We start from the raw sequence: 16,726 nt of genomic DNA, 5'->3' as shown, positions 1-16,726 counted from the left end.
GCCACCCCGGGCCGGCTCCCTCACACTACCTACGCCCGTCCCCGGACGGCGGCCAACGCGCCACGTCGTCACCGGACCGCCGTCATCCGATTGCCGTGCCTCAGGGCCGGCCGGGTGAAAGCCGCGACGCGCCGCCGGCGGAAGGGGTACCTCTGCGCGGACGAACGGTTCGGTGCGCCGGGGGAAATCCAGGAAACGAGGAGTACATGCAGATCGGCTACAAGCTCGCCGCCGAGGCGTTCGGACCGGCGGAGCTGGTGCGGCAGGCCGTGCTGGCGGAGCGGGCGGGCTTCGATTTCGTCGAGATCAGCGACCACTACCACCCCTGGCTCGACAACCAGGGCCATTCGCCGTTCGCCTGGACCGTGCTGGGCAGTATCGCGGCGAAGACGTCCCGGATCGGGCTGGCGACGGGCGTGACGTGTCCGACCGTGCGCTACCACCCGGCGATCGTGGCCCAGGCCGCGGCGACCCTCGCCCTGCTGTCGGACGGCCGCTTCGTGCTCGGCGTCGGCTCCGGCGAGCGGCTGAACGAGCACGTCACCGGCGTGGGCTTCCCCGACGCCGTCAGTACGCGGCACGAGATGCTCAGGGAGGCCCTGGAGATCATCCGGCTGCTGTGGCGCGGCGGATACCAGTCGTACGAGGGCAAGCACCTGCGGCTGCGGGACGCCCGGGTGTTCGATCTGCCCGCTGAACTGCCGCTGATCGCGGTGGCGGCCAGCGGCCCGGCGTCGACGCGGATCGCCGCGGAGCTCGGCGACGGCCTGTTCGCCACCGAGGACAAGGCGGAGATCGTCCGGCAGTACCGCGACGCGGGCGGCGGCGGCCCGCGCTACGCGGAGGTGCCGATGGCGTGGGCCCCGGACGAGCACACGGCCGCGAAGGCCGCGCTGGAGACCTCGCGCTGGGCGGTGACCGGGTGGAAGGTCATGAGCGAGCTGCCGAACCCGGTCAACTTCGACGCGGCGACCACGACCGTGCGCGAGGAGGACATCCTGGAGAAGTTCGCCTGCGGCCCGGATGCCGCCCGGTACGTCGAGGTGGCACAGCGGTTCGTCGACGCGGGCTTCGACCGCCTGGTCATGCAGAACGCGGGCCCGGACCCCGACGGCTTCATCGACTTCTACCAGCGGGAACTCGCCTCCCGTATCCCGGCGCTCACGCCCGGCGGCGGACGCGGCTGAGACCTGGCCGGAACGGGACCGCCCCGGCCCGCATGCACGCGGGCCGGGGCGGAACGTACCACCCGGACGTCAGGCGGAACGCGACAGGTGCCGCTGGGTCAGCCGAGCGTCGCGACGGCCTGGTTGAAGGTGTTCGACGGGCGCATCACGGCCTGCGCCTTGGCGGCGTCGGGCCGGTAGTAACCGCCGATGTCGGCCGGGGAGCCCTGCACCGCGATCAGCTCGTCGACGATGGTCTGCTCCTGCTCGGCCAGCGTCTTGGCGAGAGCCGCGAACGCCTCGGCGAGCTTGGCGTCCTCGGTCTGCTTCGCCAGCTCCTGGGCCCAGTACAGGGCCAGGTAGAAGTGGCTGCCGCGGTTGTCGATGCCACCGAGGCGACGGCTCGGCGACTTGTCCTCCTCCAGGAAGGTCGCGGTCGCGCGGTCGAGGGTGTCGGCGAGCACCTGGGCGCGCGCGTTGTCCGTCGTCTGCGCGAGGTGCTCGAAGCTGACCGCGAGCGCGAGGAACTCGCCCAGGCTGTCCCAGCGCAGGTAGTTCTCCTTGACGAGCTGCTGCACGTGCTTGGGCGCGGAGCCGCCTGCGCCGGTCTCGAACAGGCCGCCGCCGTTCATGAGGGGGGCGACCGACAGCATCTTCGCGCTCGTGCCGAGCTCGAGGATCGGGAACAGGTCGGTGAGGTAGTCGCGCAGGACGTTGCCGGTGACCGAGATGGTGTCCTCGCCGCGGCGGATGCGCTCCAGGGAGAACGCGGTCGCCTCGACCGGGGACATGATCTCGATCCGCAGGCCCTCGGTGTCGATCTCAGCGAGGTACGTACGGACCTTGGCGATCAGCTGCGCGTCGTGCGCGCGGGTCTCGTCGAGCCAGAAGACGGCCGGGACGCCGGTCGCGCGGGCGCGGGTGACGGCGAGCTTGACCCAGTCCTGGACCGGCAGGTCCTTGGTCTGGCACATGCGGAAGATGTCGCCCGCTCCGACGGCCTGCTCCAGGACGGCGTCGCCGGCCGCGTCGACGACCCGGACCGTGCCGGTGACCGGGATCTCGAAGGTCTTGTCGTGGCTGCCGTACTCCTCGGCCTTCTGCGCCATGAGGCCGACGTTCGGCACCGAGCCCATCGTCGACGGGTCGAACGCGCCGTTCGCGCGGCAGTCGTCGATGACGACCTGGTAGATGCCGGCGTAGCTGCTGTCCGGGAGGACCGCGAGGGTGTCGGCCTCCTGGCCGTCCGGGCCCCACATGTGGCCGGAGGTGCGGATCATGGCCGGCATGGAGGCGTCGACGATGACGTCGCTCGGTACGTGCAGGTTGGTGATGCCCTTGTCGGAGTCGACCATCGCGAGGGCCGGGCCCTCGGCCAGCTCGGCCTCGAAGGACGCCTGGATCTCGGCGCCGATGTGCGGCACGGAGTCCAGACCCTTGAGGATGCCGCCGAGGCCGTCATTGGGGGTCAGGCCGGCGGCGGCGAGGACCTCGCCGTACTTCGCGAACGTTTTCGGGAAGAAGGCGCGGACCACGTGGCCGAAGATGATCGGGTCGGAGACCTTCATCATCGTGGCCTTCAGGTGTACGGAGAACAGCACGCCCTCGGCCTTGGCGCGGGCGACCTGGGCGGTGAAGAACTCGCGCAGCGCCGCGACGCGCATGACGGCCGCGTCGACGACCTCGCCCGCCAGGACGGGCACCGACTCGCGCAGGACGGTGGTGGTGCCGTCGTCACCGACGAGCTCGATGCGCAGGGAGCCCGCCTCGGAGATGACGGCGGACTTCTCGGTGGAGCGGAAGTCGTCGTTGTCCATGTGCGCGACGTTGGTCTTCGAGTCGGCCGTCCAGGCACCCATGCGGTGCGGGTGCTTCCTGGCGTAGTTCTTGACCGAAGCGGGGGCGCGGCGGTCGGAATTGCCCTCGCGCAGCACGGGGTTGACGGCGCTGCCCTTGACCTTGTCGTACCGCGCGCGGACGTCCTTGTCCTCGTCGGTCTTCGGGTCGTCCGGGTAGTCCGGCAGCGCGTAGCCCTGCTCCTGGAGCTCGGCGATCGCGGCCTTCAGCTGCGGGATCGAGGCCGAGATGTTCGGAAGCTTGATGATGTTCGCGCCCGGCGTCTTGGCCAGCTCACCGAGCTCGGCGAGCGCGTCGTCGATGCGCTGGCTCTCTTCGAGGTACTCGGGGAAGAGGGCGATGATGCGGCCGGCCAGCGAGATGTCGCGGCTCTCCACCGTGACCCCGGCCGTCGAGGCGTAGGCCTCGACCACAGGCAAGAACGAATACGTCGCCAGGGCCGGGGCCTCGTCGGTGTGTGTGTAGATGATGGTCGAGTCAGTCACCGGGTGCTCCGCTCCACGTCTGCAACATTGCTTGACATCAAGATATCTCTAGACCGTATCTCTCTCGACAGGGGTCGGTCAGCCCGCCAGCGCCGTCGCCACGACGGCCTTGGCCTCCTCCTGGACGCGGGCGAGGTGGTCCGGGCCGAGGAAGGACTCGGCGTACACCTTGTAGACGTCCTCGGTGCCCGACGGGCGGGCGGCGAACCAGGCACTCTCGGTGGTGACCTTGATGCCGCCGATGGCGGCGCCGTTCCCGGGGGCCTCGGTCAGTACGGCGGTGATCGGCTCTCCGGCCAGGGTGTCCGCCGTGACCTGCCGGGGCGACAGGCGGGCCAGTACCGCCTTCTCCTCCCGGGTTGCGGGGGCGTCGACGCGGGCGTAGGCGGGCGCGCCGAAGCGGGCGGTGAGCGCCGCGTAGTGCTCGGAGGGCGACTTTCCGGTGACGGCGAGGATCTCGGAGGCGAGCAGGGCCAGGATGATGCCGTCCTTGTCGGTGGTCCACACCGAGCCGTCGCGGCGCAGGAAGGAGGCCCCGGCCGATTCCTCGCCGCCGAAGCCGATCGAGCCGTCGGACAGGCCGTCCACGAACCACTTGAAGCCCACGGGTACTTCGACGAGCGGGCGTCCGAGGTCGGCCGCGACCCGGTCGATCATCCCGGACGACACCAGGGTCTTGCCGACCCCGGCGCCCGCCGGCCACTGCTCGCGGTGGGAGTAGAGGTAGCCGATGGCGGTGGCGAGGTAGTGGTTGGGGTTCATCAGACCGCCGTCGGGGGTGACGATGCCGTGCCGGTCGGCGTCGGCGTCGTTGCCGGTGGTGATCTGGAAGCGGTCGCGGCCCTCGATCAGCGAGGCCATGGAGTACGGCGACGAGCAGTCCATACGGATCTTGCCGTCCCAGTCCAGCGTCATGAAACGCCAGGCCGGGTCGGTGTGCGGGTTGACGACGGTCAGGTCGAGGCGGTGCTGCTCGGCGATGCGGCCCCAGTACGCGACCGACGCGCCGCCCAGCGGATCGGCGCCGATGCGCACGCCGGCGGCGCGTACCGCGTCCAGGTCGAGGACGGACGGCAGGTCGGTGACGTAGCGGTCCAGGAAGTCGTAGCGCCCGGTGGTGGGCGCGGCGAGCGCGCGGGTGTACGGCAGCCGGCGTACGTCCTTCATGCCGTCCGCGATGATCGCGTTGGCCCGGTCCTGGATCCAGCCGGTCGCGTCGGAGCCCGCGGGGCCGCCGCTGGGCGGGTTGTACTTGAAGCCGCCGTCGCCGGGCGGATTGTGCGACGGGGTGACGACCACACCGTCGGCGAGGCCCGACGTACGGCGGAGGTTGTGGCCGAGGATGGCGTGCGACACGGCGGGCGTGGGGGTGTAGCCGTCGGCCGTGTCGATGAGCACGGTCACGTCGTTGGCGGCGAAGACCTCGACGGCGGTCACGCGGGCGGGCTCGGACAGGGCGTGGGTGTCGGCTCCGAGGAACAGCGGCCCGTCGATGCCCTGTTGGGCGCGGTACTCGCAGATCGCCTGGCTGGTCGCGGCGATGTGGTCCTCGTTGAAGGCGGTGGCCAGGGACGTCCCCCGGTGCCCGGAGGTCCCGAAGGCGACCCGCTGGCCGGGCTCCCGTACGTCGGGGTGCAGCGCGTAGTACGCCGTCACCAGCCGGGCCACGTCCGTGAGATCGTCCGGCCCGGCCTGCTGTCCCGCTCGTTCGTGCGCCATGTGGCCACTCCTCCAGTTCGTCGGTGCCGGTGTCGGCGTCGGTCACCCGTGAGTACCACAGGCACATTTCATTGTGGGGCCGTGTGGTGATTGACCAGGCTCTCCAAGTCGCCCACGGCTGTTTCCACGGTGGGCAGGGCCAGGCAGGCCAGCCGGGCCTGCTTCACCCGCCGCAGCACGGATCCGTCGTCGAGGAGGCGGCGGCACGTCGACGCGATGCCGGCCGGGGTGGGATCGGTGACCTCGCCGCCGATGCCCAGCTCGGTGACGCGCCGGGCGTTCATGGGCTGGTCGGCCGTCCTGGGCAGCACCGCCATCGGAGTCGCGGTGCTGATCGCCTCCCGCACGCTGGTGTAACCGCCGTGGGTGAGGAAGAGGTCGACCGCCTCCAGCAGCAGCGGTTGCGGTACGTGGTCGACGACATGCACGTGGGGGGCGGGGTCGAGGCCGGCGACGGACACACCGCTGGTGGAGACCACCGCTGTGCAGTCCAGCCGCGACAGTCCCTCGGTCATCGACCGCAGGACGGTCGCCGGATCCGGCTGTCCGGCCAGCGGCCGGTGTCCGTCCGGGGCGGGCAGGAAGAGCGGCAGGGCGCACCCGATTCCGGCGTACACCAGGGGGCGGTCGGTGGGCAGGCCGAGGATCCAGCTGGGGAGTTTCGCCCGGGGGTCGTGGAAGGCGGGCTGACGGTAGGCGTGCGCGGGCGGGAGGTGGGGGGCGAAGGTCCAGGAGGGCGGGAGGTAGTCGAGGTGTCCGTGAGCCGTCAGGGACAGCGGGTCGTCCTGGAGCGGCAGGCCGGTGGTGGAGCGCCACTGGTTGAGGTACGGCAGCAGAGCCGCCGGGTCGGTGAATCCCTTGGCCCCGGACGCCATCGCCACCTGCGGGATCGCGAGTTTCTCGGCCACCAGGCAGGCACTGACGTCCATCGCGTCGCGCAGCAGCAGATCCGGCTTGAACTCGTGGGCCAGCGCGTCCAGCGCCGTGAACTGGCTCAGCAGGTGCGGTCCCGCCAGTGCGAGCGCCGCCGTGTCCGGGGACGCGGCCCCGCTCCGCAGGTGCCCGACGGCGTCCCGGGTCTCCTCGCCGGCCGTCATCGCGTCGCCGAACAGGCTCGGCAGACAGGGGGTCGCGGGAACGCCTTGGTCCAGGAAGAAGCCGAGCAGGTGCTCCTCGGTGGCGATGTGCACTTCATGACCCGCGCCGGACAGCAGGCGCGCGAAGCGGATCGCCTCGCGCGTTTGGGAAGGGGAGAGAATCGAAGTGCACAAAACGCGCATACCAGAGATCACCGTATCCCCGCTCGACAGCATTTCCGGCTCGAATCATCCTCTTGGGCCGTCGCGCCGGTGCGGTGACTCACCGGTCGGTGTGATCAACGGGTTGGGCCGCGGCGGTTCCGGTGCTTCGATGTGACAGTCCTCGTGCCGACAGGTGCTCCGGGGACCGGACATCCCTGGAGGTCGCGGGTGACGAACGGACGTACGAACCCTCCCACGCTCGAGGAAGTCGCCGCCTTCGCGGGTGTCGGGCGGGGCACGGTGTCGCGGGTCATCAACAAGGCGCCGGGGGTGAAGGCCGCGACCCGGCTGGCGGTCGAGCGGGCGATAACCCAGCTCGGCTACGTCCCCAACCACGCGGCCCGCGCCCTGGCGGGCAGCCGCACCGACGCGGTGGCGCTGGTGATCACGGAGACCGAACGGCGATTCTTCGCGGAGCCGTTCTTCTCCGAGATCGTGCACGCGGTCGGCGCCGGGCTGGCGGAGACCGAGATACAGCTGCTGCTCACGCTGGTCCGTACGCAGAAGGAGCGGCAGCGGTTCGTGCAGTACGCGCGCGCCGGGCGGGTGGACGGGGTGCTGATGGTGTCCGTCCACGGCGACGACCCGCTCCCCGACATGCTCGCCGAACTGGAACTGCCGACGGTCCTCAGCGGCCGGCGCTCGGGCGACGAGTCGGTGTCGTACGTCGACTCCGACAACGTCGGCGGCGCCAGATCGGCGGTCCGCCACCTGGTGGACACGGGGCGGCGGGCCATCGCCACGGTGACCGGCCCGCCGGACATGTATGTCGCGCAGTGCCGGCTGCGCGGCTACCAGGAGGAGATACGTAAGGCGTTCGGCGAGGTGGAGCCGTCGTGGATCGCACGGGGCGACTTCACCGAGGAGAGCGGGCGCCGGGCGACGGCCCGGCTCCTGGAGCTGCATCCGGAGCTGGACGCGGTGTTCGCCGCCTCGGACATCATGGCGGCGGGAGCCCTGCACACGTTGCGCGCGGCGGGCCGCCGGGTTCCCGAGGACGTGGCCGTCGTGGGGTTCGACGACTCCCCGCTCGCCCAGCACACCGATCCCCAACTCACCACCGTCCGCCAGCCGGTGGAGGAGATGGGCCGCGCCATGGCACGGGTGCTGCTGGAGGACATCGAGAACCCGAGCGCCGCCTGGCGTCACGTCATACTGCGGACGAAGCTGGTGCGGCGCGCGTCGGCCTGACACTGCGGCGCGGCGCGAACCGGCCGAGGCCGGGCCGGGCCGCAGGCACAAGCCCTGCGGATCAACCACCGCACAATCCGCGGCACTTGACCCTGTCGCCCTCCCCCCGAGAACAAGGCTCCCCGCACGCCTTGCCAGTACCCCGGTGCGTCCCTACAGTCCCACCGAAAGCAGCAATGGGAGCGCTCCCACCCCGCACTCCGGGAGCGCTGCCCTCTCCCCCGCACGCTTTCTCACCGAAGGAGCCTCATGACACCGCTCCCCCGCTGCGCCGGTTCCGTCCGCGCCGTCCTCATGTCCCTGCTGGTGGCCCTGGTGTCGACGGCCGCGCTCGTGACGTCAGCAGGGCCCGCCCGGGCCGACACCCTGATATGCGAGCAGTACGGTTCGACCACCATCCAGGGCCGCTATGTCGTGCAGAACAACCGATGGGGCACCGGCGCCGCCCAGTGCGTCAACGCGACCGCGACCGGCTTCGAACTCACCCGCGCCGACGGGTCCGTACCGACCAACGGGGCGCCCAAGTCGTACCCGTCGGTCTTCAACGGCTGCCACTACACGAACTGCTCACCCGGTACCCGTCTGCCGATGCGGGTGAACGAGATCAGCACCGCGCCGAGCAGCATCTCCTACGGGTACGTCGACAACGCGGTCTACAACGCGTCGTACGACATCTGGCTCGACCCGACGCCCAGGACGGACGGCGTGAGCCGCACCGAGATCATGATCTGGTTCAACCGGGTGGGACCGGTCAACCCGATCGGATCGAAGAGCGCAACGGCGACGGTGGCAGGCCGCACCTGGGAGGTCTGGTCCGGCAACAACGGTGCCAATGACGTGATCTCGTTCGTGGCACCGTCGGCGATCGCGAGCTGGAGTTTCGACGTCATGGACTTCGTCGACCAGGCGGTGGCGCGCGGGCTGGCGCAGGAATCGTGGTACGTCACCAGCGTGCAGGCCGGGCTCGAGCCCTGGGAGAACGGGGCGGGCCTGAAGGTCGGGTCGTTCTCGTCCACCGTCAACGGCGGCGGCAGCGGACCGGGGGACCCCGGAACCCCGGCGGCCTGCCGCGTGACGTACGCCGCCCACGCGTGGCCCGGCGGCTTCACCGCCGATGTGACGGTCACCAACGCGAGCACCACACCCGTCGACGGCTGGAAGGTGGCTTTCGGACTCCCGGCCGGACAGAGCGTCACCCACGCCTGGAACGCCGTCATCGCCCCGTCCGCCGGGACGGTGACCGCGACGAACACTTCGTCCAACGCCCGGATCGCGGCCAACGGCAGCCAGTCGTTCGGCTTCCAGGGCACGTACTCGGGCACGTTCGCCGAGCCGGCGCAGTTCAGCCTCAACGGAACCGCGTGCGCCGTGGCGTAGAAGTCCTTGCCCGACCGTACGCGCGTGCCCCTGGCTGCTTACGCCGCCGCGAGCCGGTCGACGGCGGCCCGTACGGGCCGTACGCCGTCCTCCGCGCCGATGCGGGCCGCCAGAGCGCGTGCGCGGTGCCGGTACGACGGCTCGGCCGTCGCGCGCTCCAGCGCGGCGGCCAGGCGCGCGGTGGTGATCCGGCGCAGGGGCACGGCCTCGGGAGCGACCCCCAGGGCGACGAGGCGGGAGGACCAGAAGGCCGCGTCGAACTGGACGGGTACGGGCACGGCGGGCACCCCCGCCCGCAGACCGGCGGCCGTCGTGCCCGCGCCGGCATGGTGGACCACGGCCGCCATGTGCGGGAAGAGCACGGCATGCGGGACCTCACCGATGGTGATCATGTCCTCGGCGTCCGCGCCGGCGTCGAGTCCGCCCCAGCCTCGCTGGATGACGCCGCGCTGCCCCGCTGCCCGCAGGGCGCGCACCACGACCCGGCTCAGGCGGCCGGCGTCGGGCACGGTGGCGCTGCCCAGGCCGACGAAGACCGGCGGGCGTCCTCGGGCCAGGAAGTCCCTCAGCCCGGGCGGCAGGACCGCCCCGGGCGGGTCCTCGGGCCACCAGTAACCAGTGATGCTCAGGCCGGGACGCCAGTCGGCGGGCCTGGGCACCACCGACGGGCTGAAGCCGTGGAGGACCGGCCAGTCCTGCCGCTCCCGGGCCCGCCGGGCGGCGCGTGCGCTCGTACGCGCGAGTCCGGTCCGCGCCCGCAGAGCGCGTGCGGTGTCGGCGAAGACGGCGTCGAGAGCGGCGTTCACCGTGCGGCCGGCCAGCCGGTTCCCGGCCGCGCCCCACGAGCGGGTGCCGGTCACCGGTGGCGGGAAGGCGCTCGTCGCCGCCAGAGGTTGCAGGTATACGCCCATGCTGGGCAGCGCCAGCCCCTCGGCGACGGCGTGGCCGAGCGGCCCCAGCGAGCTCGACACCAGCACTACGTCGCTCCGCCGTGCCGCCAGGAGCAGATCGTCGGCCATGCCGCCGACCAGGGACCGGGCCATGGCGGTCATCCGCGCCAGCTTCCCCACGGCGGTGACACTGCGCCCCAGGGCGCGGCCGCGTGCGGAGGCGAGTTCCGCGCGCGGGTCCACCGGCAGGGGGTGGAAGCCCACGCCGGCCGGTTCCGCCAGCGGCGCGAAGCACGCGTGCGTCACCAGGGTGACCTCGTGGCCCGCCTCGGCCAGGCCGTGCGCGAGCCCGGTGTAGGGCGCCACGTCACCGCGCGAACCCGCTGTCATCAACGCCACCCGCATGGCCACCAGTATGGCGCGGAAGGCCGGCCCGGCTGGGTATTCCGGGGCAGCGGGAAGAAGTCCTCCGAAGTCGCGGAAAGAAGTCCTTGTGAGCCGGTGTCCCGGATTTGAGTGCTCCGCTCCGGGGAACCCAAGTGTGGTCAAACCGACCGACCAGGAGGCCGCCTGTGAATCCCCCCATGAATCCGCCCGCGAATCCGTCTTCCGACCCGTCCCCGGACAACGGCCGACGCGAGACGGAGAACCCCGTCACGAAGCATCCGCGGCCGAAGCTCCCGGACCAGGAACAGGCGCACCCCGGCTGGACGGGCCCGATGGACCCGCCGCCCGACCACGGCGAGGACTCCTACCGGGGAAGCGGGCTTCTGGAGGGGCTCTCCGCCGTGGTGACGGGCGGGGACTCGGGGATCGGCCGGGCGGTGTGTCTGGCCTTCGCGCGCGAGGGGGCCGACGTGCTCCTCACGCACCTGCCGGAGGAGGAGAAGGAGGCCGCGGAGACCTCACGGCTCGTCGAGGAGGCCGGGCGCAGGGCTGTCGCGGTGAGCTGTGACATCCGGGAGGAGGAGCAGTGCCGGGCACTCGTCGAGCGGGCTGTCTCGGAATTCGGCCGCATCAACATTCTGGTGAACAACGCGGCGTATCAGATGTCGCAGCCCGACGGCATCGGATCCATTACGACGGAGCAATTCGACCGGGTCATGAAGACCAATCTCTACGGCATGTTCTGGCTGTCGAAGATGGCACTCCCGCACATTCCCGAGGGAGGCTCCATCATCAACTCGTCCTCCGTTCAGGCGTACAAGCCCAGCCCGCATCTCCTCGATTACGCCATGACGAAGTCGGCCATTGTCGCCTTTACCCAGGGGCTGGCCCAGATGGTCGCCTCCCGCGGGGTCCGGGTCAACGCGGTCGCTCCCGGCCCGGTATGGACGCCGCTGATTCCGGCGACCATGCCCGACACCACCGAGTTCGGAAAGCAGGCGCCGCTGGGGCGGCCCGCACAGCCTGCCGAAATGGCTCCGGCCTATGTGTTCCTGGCTTCACCGCAGGCGAGTTACATCACGGCTGAGATCGTCAACGCCACGGGCGGTACGCCACTGCCGTAAAGGGCGCCCCGGCGCCGCTCACTTCGATTCGCCGGAGCCGGGTTCCGCCATCTTCCGGTGCGCGGCCGCCTTGACGCTGTCGGGGAGGATCCTGTTCGCGAGCCCTTGCGCCTTGGTCTTGACGGAACCCGCGACGATTTTCTTCCGGCCGGTCATCAGCGCCTCGAACCCCTGCCGCGCCACCTCCTCGGGGTCGTCCTTCTTCTGCCGCCCGACCCGTGTGTCGTCCATGCCGGCGCGGCGGAAGAAGGGCGTCTCCGTAGCGCCCGGCATCACCGCCGTGACCGTCACTCCGGTGCCCTTGAGTTCGTTCCGCAATGCCTGCGCGAACGACTGGACGAACGACTTGGAGGCGTTGTAGACGGCCTGGAAGGAGCCCGGGACCGCCGCGGCGATGGACGACGTGAACAGGAGCCGGCCCTCGCCGCGCGCGACCATGCCGGGCAGCAGGCCCTTCGCCAGCCGCACGGTGGACGTGACGTTCAGGTCGATGACGCGCACCTCGTCCGCGACATCGGTGTCAAGGAAGGCGCCGCCCCGGCCGACGCCGGCGTTGAGCGCGGCGGCGGCCAGGGGGCGTCCGGTCGCCGTAATGGCGCCGAGCAGCATTTCGGTTCCTTCCTCAGTGGCCAGGTCGGTTTTCACGGTCAGTACGTAGGCTCCATGAGCCCGCATTTCGTCCGCCGCGACGGCGAGTCCGGAATTTTCGGCGGTCAGTACAAGGTCAAAGCCGTGTTCCGCGAATTGCTTGGCCAGCTCGAATCCGATTCCGCTGGAGGCACCGGCGACGAGGGCCAGAGGCTTGGGCTCGTTCATGAGTCGGCAGGTACCCCCATGGGGCGATTCGTACCAATATTCACCTTTTCGCCGCACGCCTCGGACGGCCGAACCGACGCCCCGGCGCCCGGCGGACCACCAGCCGCCCTCCCCCGGCGATGCATCCCAATCCCCCTCGCCGCTCTGACGATTAGCGACCAATGAGCCCAAGTCGGCCTGAATAAAACGCACTTGCCGCACCCGGAGGACGGACGCCCGAACGGGGCGCACCGCCAAGATGGGCACTTCCGACCACGAACGACCCATGTGGGCGGTTTGCCGGAAAGGCCGTCGCGGACCTTAACCCGTGATACGGGTCACTTCCGCGACAGAAAGTAAAAGTTCTTTCGGGCGTCAGATCCCGCCCTCCGAAAGAAAGTTGCCTTCGCCGCCCACGGACAGTGACAGAAGTTCCCCCTTCCTGATGCGCCGCGCGATTGATCCGGAGATTCCCGGGCTTGTTCTTCCCGGCCTGTCTCGCTTACGGTCACCGTCAATCCGGGTGGACCGCCGAATCCTGCCGCCGTCCGGAATCCACAACCACTCACACTCACGTACGGCAGGAGCGGGGGAACCAGGTAAGCCGCCGGTCCGGAACGTTTCCGGACCGGCTTGGGGTGAAGTCGCACCGAACGTGCGACCGGGCATCTCCAGCCCGAACCCGACAGCTCACCTCGCAGGCGACGGAGAGGAATTCGTCATGCCCTCAAAGGGTAAGCACCGTCGCACCAAGGCCAGATCGCTGACCCGTGGCCTCATCGCCGCGGGTACCGGTGGCGCCGCACTCGTTCTGCCCCTGATCGGTGCGAACACCGCAGGCGCGGCGCAGCCCGCCGCCGCGGAGAAGACCGTGGCCGCCGCCCCGGCCGCCGCCAAGAAGGCCGCTCCCAAGACCTACACCGTGGTCTCGGGCGACTCGCTTTCCAAGATCGCGGACGCGCACTCGCTGAGCGGCTGGAAGAAGCTGTACCAGGACAACCGCCAGGTCATCGGTGACGAGCCGTCGCTGATTCACCCCGGTCTGAAGCTGACGATCGGCGCCAAGGCGAAGGCCGCCACGCCGGCGAAGGCGCCCGCGAAGGCCGCCCCGGCGGCCGAGCGGGCCGACCGTTCTGAGGCCCGCGCCGCCGTCGCGAAGACGACGACGTACACGAACGACCTCGACGGCTGGATCAAGGAGTCGCTGGCCGTCATGGCCAAGCACGGCATCCCGGGCACGTACGAGGGCATCCACCGCAACGTCATGCGGGAGTCCTCGGGCAACCCGCGGGCCATCAACAACTGGGACTCCAACGCCGTGGCCGGTACGCCGTCCAAGGGCCTGCTCCAGGTCATCGCGCCCACGTTCGCGGCCTACCACGTGCCCGGTACGTCGATGGACAGCTACGACCCCGTCGCCAACATCACCGCCGCGTGCAACTACGCCGCGGACCGGTACGGCTCGATCGACAACGTGAACGGCCCGTACTAGAGGGACCGCTTGCGGCAGTCATGGCCCGCCCGCTCCGGCGCGGCAGCCTCCGGGGTGCCGTCGGAGCGGGCGGGCCTGTCGCATGCCGGCCCCGGGGGGGAGCTCCGACTCCCCGGCCGACATCGCGCACGGCACCCACAGACAGGCACGCAATGCTAGAAATAGGGCATGAGCGGACGTCTCGGACGATCCAAGGCGGACGGGGCACCGCGCTCGTCCCGGCGGGGAGTGCGGGCCCGGCTGGAGGTGCGCAGCGCCGCAGGTCAGGTGCTCTTCCTCCAGATCGTGGTCGCGGTGCTGCTAATCACCGCCGCCGTGGTCGCGCTCGCGTTCCAGACGCGCAGCGACAGCGAGCGGGACGCCCGTAACCGGTCGCTCGCCACCGCGGAGGCCTTCGCTGACGCCCCCGGCACCGCCGAGGCCCTGCGGTCCCCCGATCCGACCGCCGCGCTGCAATCCCACACGGATTCAGCCCAGCGGGCGGCGGGCGTGGACTTCATGGCCGTGATGGCACCGGACGGCACCCGGTACGCCGACACCGATCCCTCGCTGATCGGCGAGCGCGCCGAGGACGTCGAGCGCGCCTCGGCCGGAGCGTCCTTCACGGAGATCTTCAAGGGCGCCCCGAACGACGCGGCCCGCGCCGTCGTCCCCGTGACCACCGCCGACGGCTCCGTCGTCGGTCTGGTCGCGGCCGGAGTCACGGTCGAGAACGTCGGGGACGCGGTGGACCGCCATCTGCCGATGCTGCTCGCCTCCGCCACCGGCGCGCTCATCCTGGCCGTCGGCAGCTCCGTACTCGTGAGCAGGAGGCTGCGGCGGCAGACACACGGGCTCGGGCCCACCGAGATGACCCGTATGTACGAGCACCACGACGCCGTTCTGCACGCCGTCCGCGAAGGGGTGCTCATTGTCGCGGACGACGGCCGCCTCACCCTGCTCAACGACGAGGCACGCCGGCTGCTGGAGCTGCCTCCGGGCGCCGAGGGGCGGCACGTCACCGACCTGGGCCTCGACGCCCCCATCGCCGAGCTGCTGGCCTCGGGCCGCACCGTGACCGACGAGGTTCACCTGGCCGGGGACCGGCTGCTGGCCGTCAACACCCGGCCCACCGCCCCCTACGGCGGCCCCCCCGGCACCGCCGCGACCCTGCGCGACACCACCGAGCTGCGGGCGCTGTCCGGCGCGGCCGAAGTGGCCCGGGAGCGCCTGAAGCTGCTGTACGAGGCCGGGGTGCGGATCGGCACCACGCTGGACGTGAGCCGGACCGCCGAGGAGCTGTCGGAGGTGGCGGTCCCCGCCTTCGCGGACTTCGCCACGGTGGAGCTGCTGGACCCCGTACTGCGCGGCGAGGAGGCGACAGGCGCGCACACCGAGATGCGCCGGGCCGCCGTCAGCGGCGGCCACGAGGACCGCCCCTTCCAGCCGGTGGGCGATCTGATCAGGTTCGTCGTCCCCACCACACCGATGGCGGCGGCCCTGGCCGGCGGCCACGCGGTACTGGAGGCCGATCTGACGGTCGCCCACGGCTGGCGGTCCCAGGACCGGGTGGGGGCCGACCGGGCGCTCGCGTACGGCATCCGCTCGCTGGTCTCGGTGCCGTTGCAGGCGCGCGGCGTCGTCCTCGGGATGGCCAACTTCTGGCGTTCGGAGACCAGCGAGCCGTTCGGGCAGGAGGACCTGGCCTTCGCCGAGGAACTCGCCGCGCGCGCCGCGGTCGCCATCGACAACGCGCGGCGTTTCACGCGTGAGCACACCATGGCCGTGACGCTCCAGCGCAGTCTGCTGCCCCGGGTGCTGCCCGAGCAGGAGGCCCTGGATGTCGCGTACCGCTATCTGCCGGCGCAGGCCGGGGTGGGCGGCGACTGGTTCGACGTCATCCCGCTGCCGGGCGCCCGGGTCGCGCTGGTCGTCGGCGATGTCGTGGGGCACGGCCTGCACGCGGCGGCCACGATGGGCCGGCTGCGCACCGCGGTGCACAATTTCTCCGCTCTCGATCTGGCGCCCGACGAGCTCCTGGGGCACCTGGACGAGCAGGTCTCCCGTATCGACGAGGAGGAGGGGGACGACGGCGGGGACGGCATCACGGGTGCCACGTGCCTGTACGCCATCTACGATCCGGTCTCCGGGGTCTGCACCATGGCCACGGCGGGGCACTTCGCCCCCACGCTGGTGCACCCCGACGGCACGGTGGAGTTTCCGGAGATTCCCGTCTTTCCTCCCCTGGGTCTCCATGGCCTGCCCTTCGAGACCGCCGAAGTGAGGCTGGCCGAAGGCAGCCGTCTGGTCCTCTACACCGACGGCCTCATCGAGCACCGCGACCGTGACATCGAGACCGGTCTGCGCCTCCTGAGCAGCACTCTCGCGGGCGCGTCGGACCCGAGCCCCGAGGAGACCTGCCAGGCCGTCTTCAGTGCGATGCTCCCCCCGCACCGCAGGGACGACATCGCGCTGCTGGTGGCCCGCACGCATCTGCTGGACCGCGAGCGGGTCGCCGAATGGGACGTCCCCTCCGACCCGGCGGCCGTCGCTCCGGTCCGTGCGGCGTGCGTCCGCCAGCTGGAGTCGTGGGGTCTCGAAGAGATCGGGTTCACCACGGAGCTGATGCTCAGCGAGCTGATCACCAACGCGATCCGCTACGGCTCGGAGCCCATCCACGTGCGACTGATGTACGAGCGCGGCCTGATCTGCGAGGTGTCCGACGGCAGCAGCACCGCCCCGCACCTGCGGCGGGCGGCCACGACGGACGAGGGCGGACGGGGGCTGTTCCTGGTCTCCCAGTTCGCCGGACGGTGGGGAACGAGATACACGCCCACCGGCAAGGTCATGTGGGTGGAGCAGCCCCTGACCGACGGTCAGCAGCCCGTTCCGGAGCTGGATCCGGACGATCTGTCCTGGTTGCCCGGCGACCCGTTGTGACGGCCGGCCGGCCGGACCGTGCC

At 71.0% G+C, this 16,726-nt stretch carries 11 protein-coding genes and 1 riboswitch; of the genes, 6 read left to right on the top strand and 5 right to left on the bottom strand.

Annotated elements, in window-relative coordinates; genetic code table 11:
* Nucleotides 1-206: 206 nt before the first annotated feature.
* Entirely contained in the window at nt 207-1,187 is a 981-nt protein-coding gene (locus AS594_RS30885; RefSeq protein WP_069930090.1) for a TIGR03557 family F420-dependent LLM class oxidoreductase, read from the top strand.
* Nucleotides 1,188-1,285: 98 nt separating this feature from the next.
* On the opposite strand, the gene AS594_RS30880 is transcribed toward AS594_RS30885, so the two are convergent.
* The 3 genes from AS594_RS30880 to AS594_RS30870 all read right to left on the bottom strand — a co-directional run bounded on the left by AS594_RS30880 (nt 1,286) and on the right by AS594_RS30870 (nt 6,498).
* A complete protein-coding gene (locus AS594_RS30880; protein WP_069935574.1) occupies nt 1,286-3,508 on the bottom strand; it encodes an NADP-dependent isocitrate dehydrogenase in 2,223 nt (740 codons plus the stop codon).
* Between the two features lie 78 nt (nt 3,509-3,586).
* Complete coding sequence (gene pgm, locus AS594_RS30875) at nt 3,587-5,227, bottom strand: phosphoglucomutase (alpha-D-glucose-1,6-bisphosphate-dependent) (protein WP_069932052.1); 1,641 nt, start codon at nt 5,225-5,227, stop codon at nt 3,587-3,589.
* Between the two features lie 68 nt (nt 5,228-5,295).
* Nucleotides 5,296-6,498: a glycosyltransferase gene (locus AS594_RS30870; RefSeq protein ID WP_141747182.1), complete on the bottom strand. Its 1,203-nt coding sequence runs from the start codon at nt 6,496-6,498 to the stop codon at nt 5,296-5,298.
* Nucleotides 6,499-6,696: 198 nt separating this feature from the next.
* Between AS594_RS30870 and AS594_RS30865 the strand changes: the two genes are divergently transcribed.
* Nucleotides 6,697-7,719 (top strand): LacI family DNA-binding transcriptional regulator, encoded by a 1,023-nt coding sequence (locus tag AS594_RS30865; RefSeq protein WP_069930086.1) that lies wholly within the window; start codon nt 6,697-6,699, stop codon nt 7,717-7,719.
* Between the two features lie 249 nt (nt 7,720-7,968).
* Nucleotides 7,969-9,096, top strand: a complete 1,128-nt coding sequence (locus tag AS594_RS30860) for a glycoside hydrolase family 12 protein (RefSeq protein ID WP_069935573.1) — start codon at nt 7,969-7,971, stop codon at nt 9,094-9,096.
* 38 nt (nt 9,097-9,134) lie between these two features.
* Here the strand turns inward: AS594_RS30860 and AS594_RS30855 are convergent, their stop codons facing one another.
* Complete coding sequence (locus tag AS594_RS30855) at nt 9,135-10,391, bottom strand: glycosyltransferase (protein WP_240509117.1); 1,257 nt, start codon at nt 10,389-10,391, stop codon at nt 9,135-9,137.
* A gap of 179 nt (nt 10,392-10,570) precedes the next feature.
* Between AS594_RS30855 and AS594_RS30850 the strand changes: the two genes are divergently transcribed.
* Complete coding sequence (locus tag AS594_RS30850) at nt 10,571-11,497, top strand: SDR family oxidoreductase (RefSeq protein ID WP_069930084.1); 927 nt, start codon at nt 10,571-10,573, stop codon at nt 11,495-11,497.
* 18 nt (nt 11,498-11,515) lie between these two features.
* On the opposite strand, the gene AS594_RS30845 is transcribed toward AS594_RS30850, so the two are convergent.
* Complete coding sequence (locus AS594_RS30845) at nt 11,516-12,313, bottom strand: SDR family NAD(P)-dependent oxidoreductase (RefSeq protein WP_069935572.1); 798 nt, start codon at nt 12,311-12,313, stop codon at nt 11,516-11,518.
* Nucleotides 12,314-12,844: 531 nt separating this feature from the next.
* Nucleotides 12,845-13,011: riboswitch (cyclic di-AMP (ydaO/yuaA leader) on the top strand.
* Between the two features lie 2 nt (nt 13,012-13,013).
* On the opposite strand from AS594_RS30845, the gene AS594_RS30840 reads away from it, so the two are divergent.
* Together AS594_RS30840 and AS594_RS30835 are read left to right on the top strand one after the other, a co-directional pair.
* On the top strand, nt 13,014-13,784 hold the full coding sequence (locus AS594_RS30840; protein ID WP_069935571.1) for a LysM peptidoglycan-binding domain-containing protein: 771 nt from the start codon (nt 13,014-13,016) through the stop codon (nt 13,782-13,784).
* A gap of 168 nt (nt 13,785-13,952) precedes the next feature.
* A complete protein-coding gene (locus AS594_RS30835) occupies nt 13,953-16,703 on the top strand; it encodes a SpoIIE family protein phosphatase (RefSeq protein ID WP_069935570.1) in 2,751 nt (916 codons plus the stop codon).
* The last annotated feature ends 23 nt before the right edge of the window (nt 16,704-16,726 follow it).

This window comes from Streptomyces agglomeratus (assembly GCF_001746415.1).
Lineage (GTDB): Bacteria > Actinomycetota > Actinomycetes > Streptomycetales > Streptomycetaceae > Streptomyces > Streptomyces agglomeratus.
Note: the sequence above shows the minus strand (reverse complement) of the source record. Positions and strands in the feature narration are given on the sequence as shown.

What these genes read in the sequence shown, in the direction of transcription:
- AS594_RS30885 (WP_069930090.1), top strand. Translation starts at nt 207, where the DNA reads ATGCAGATCGGCTACAAGCTCGCCGCCGAGGCGTTCGGACCGGCGGAG.
- pgm (WP_069932052.1), bottom strand. Translation starts at nt 5,227, where the DNA reads ATGGCGCACGAACGAGCGGGACAGCAGGCCGGGCCGGACGATCTCACG.
- AS594_RS30860 (WP_069935573.1), top strand. Translation starts at nt 7,969, where the DNA reads ATGACACCGCTCCCCCGCTGCGCCGGTTCCGTCCGCGCCGTCCTCATG.
- AS594_RS30855 (WP_240509117.1), bottom strand. Translation starts at nt 10,391, where the DNA reads ATGCGGGTGGCGTTGATGACAGCGGGTTCGCGCGGTGACGTGGCGCCC.
- AS594_RS30850 (WP_069930084.1), top strand. Translation starts at nt 10,571, where the DNA reads ATGAATCCGCCCGCGAATCCGTCTTCCGACCCGTCCCCGGACAACGGC.
- AS594_RS30845 (WP_069935572.1), bottom strand. Translation starts at nt 12,313, where the DNA reads ATGAACGAGCCCAAGCCTCTGGCCCTCGTCGCCGGTGCCTCCAGCGGA.
- AS594_RS30840 (WP_069935571.1), top strand. Translation starts at nt 13,014, where the DNA reads ATGCCCTCAAAGGGTAAGCACCGTCGCACCAAGGCCAGATCGCTGACC.
- AS594_RS30835 (WP_069935570.1), top strand. Translation starts at nt 13,953, where the DNA reads ATGAGCGGACGTCTCGGACGATCCAAGGCGGACGGGGCACCGCGCTCG.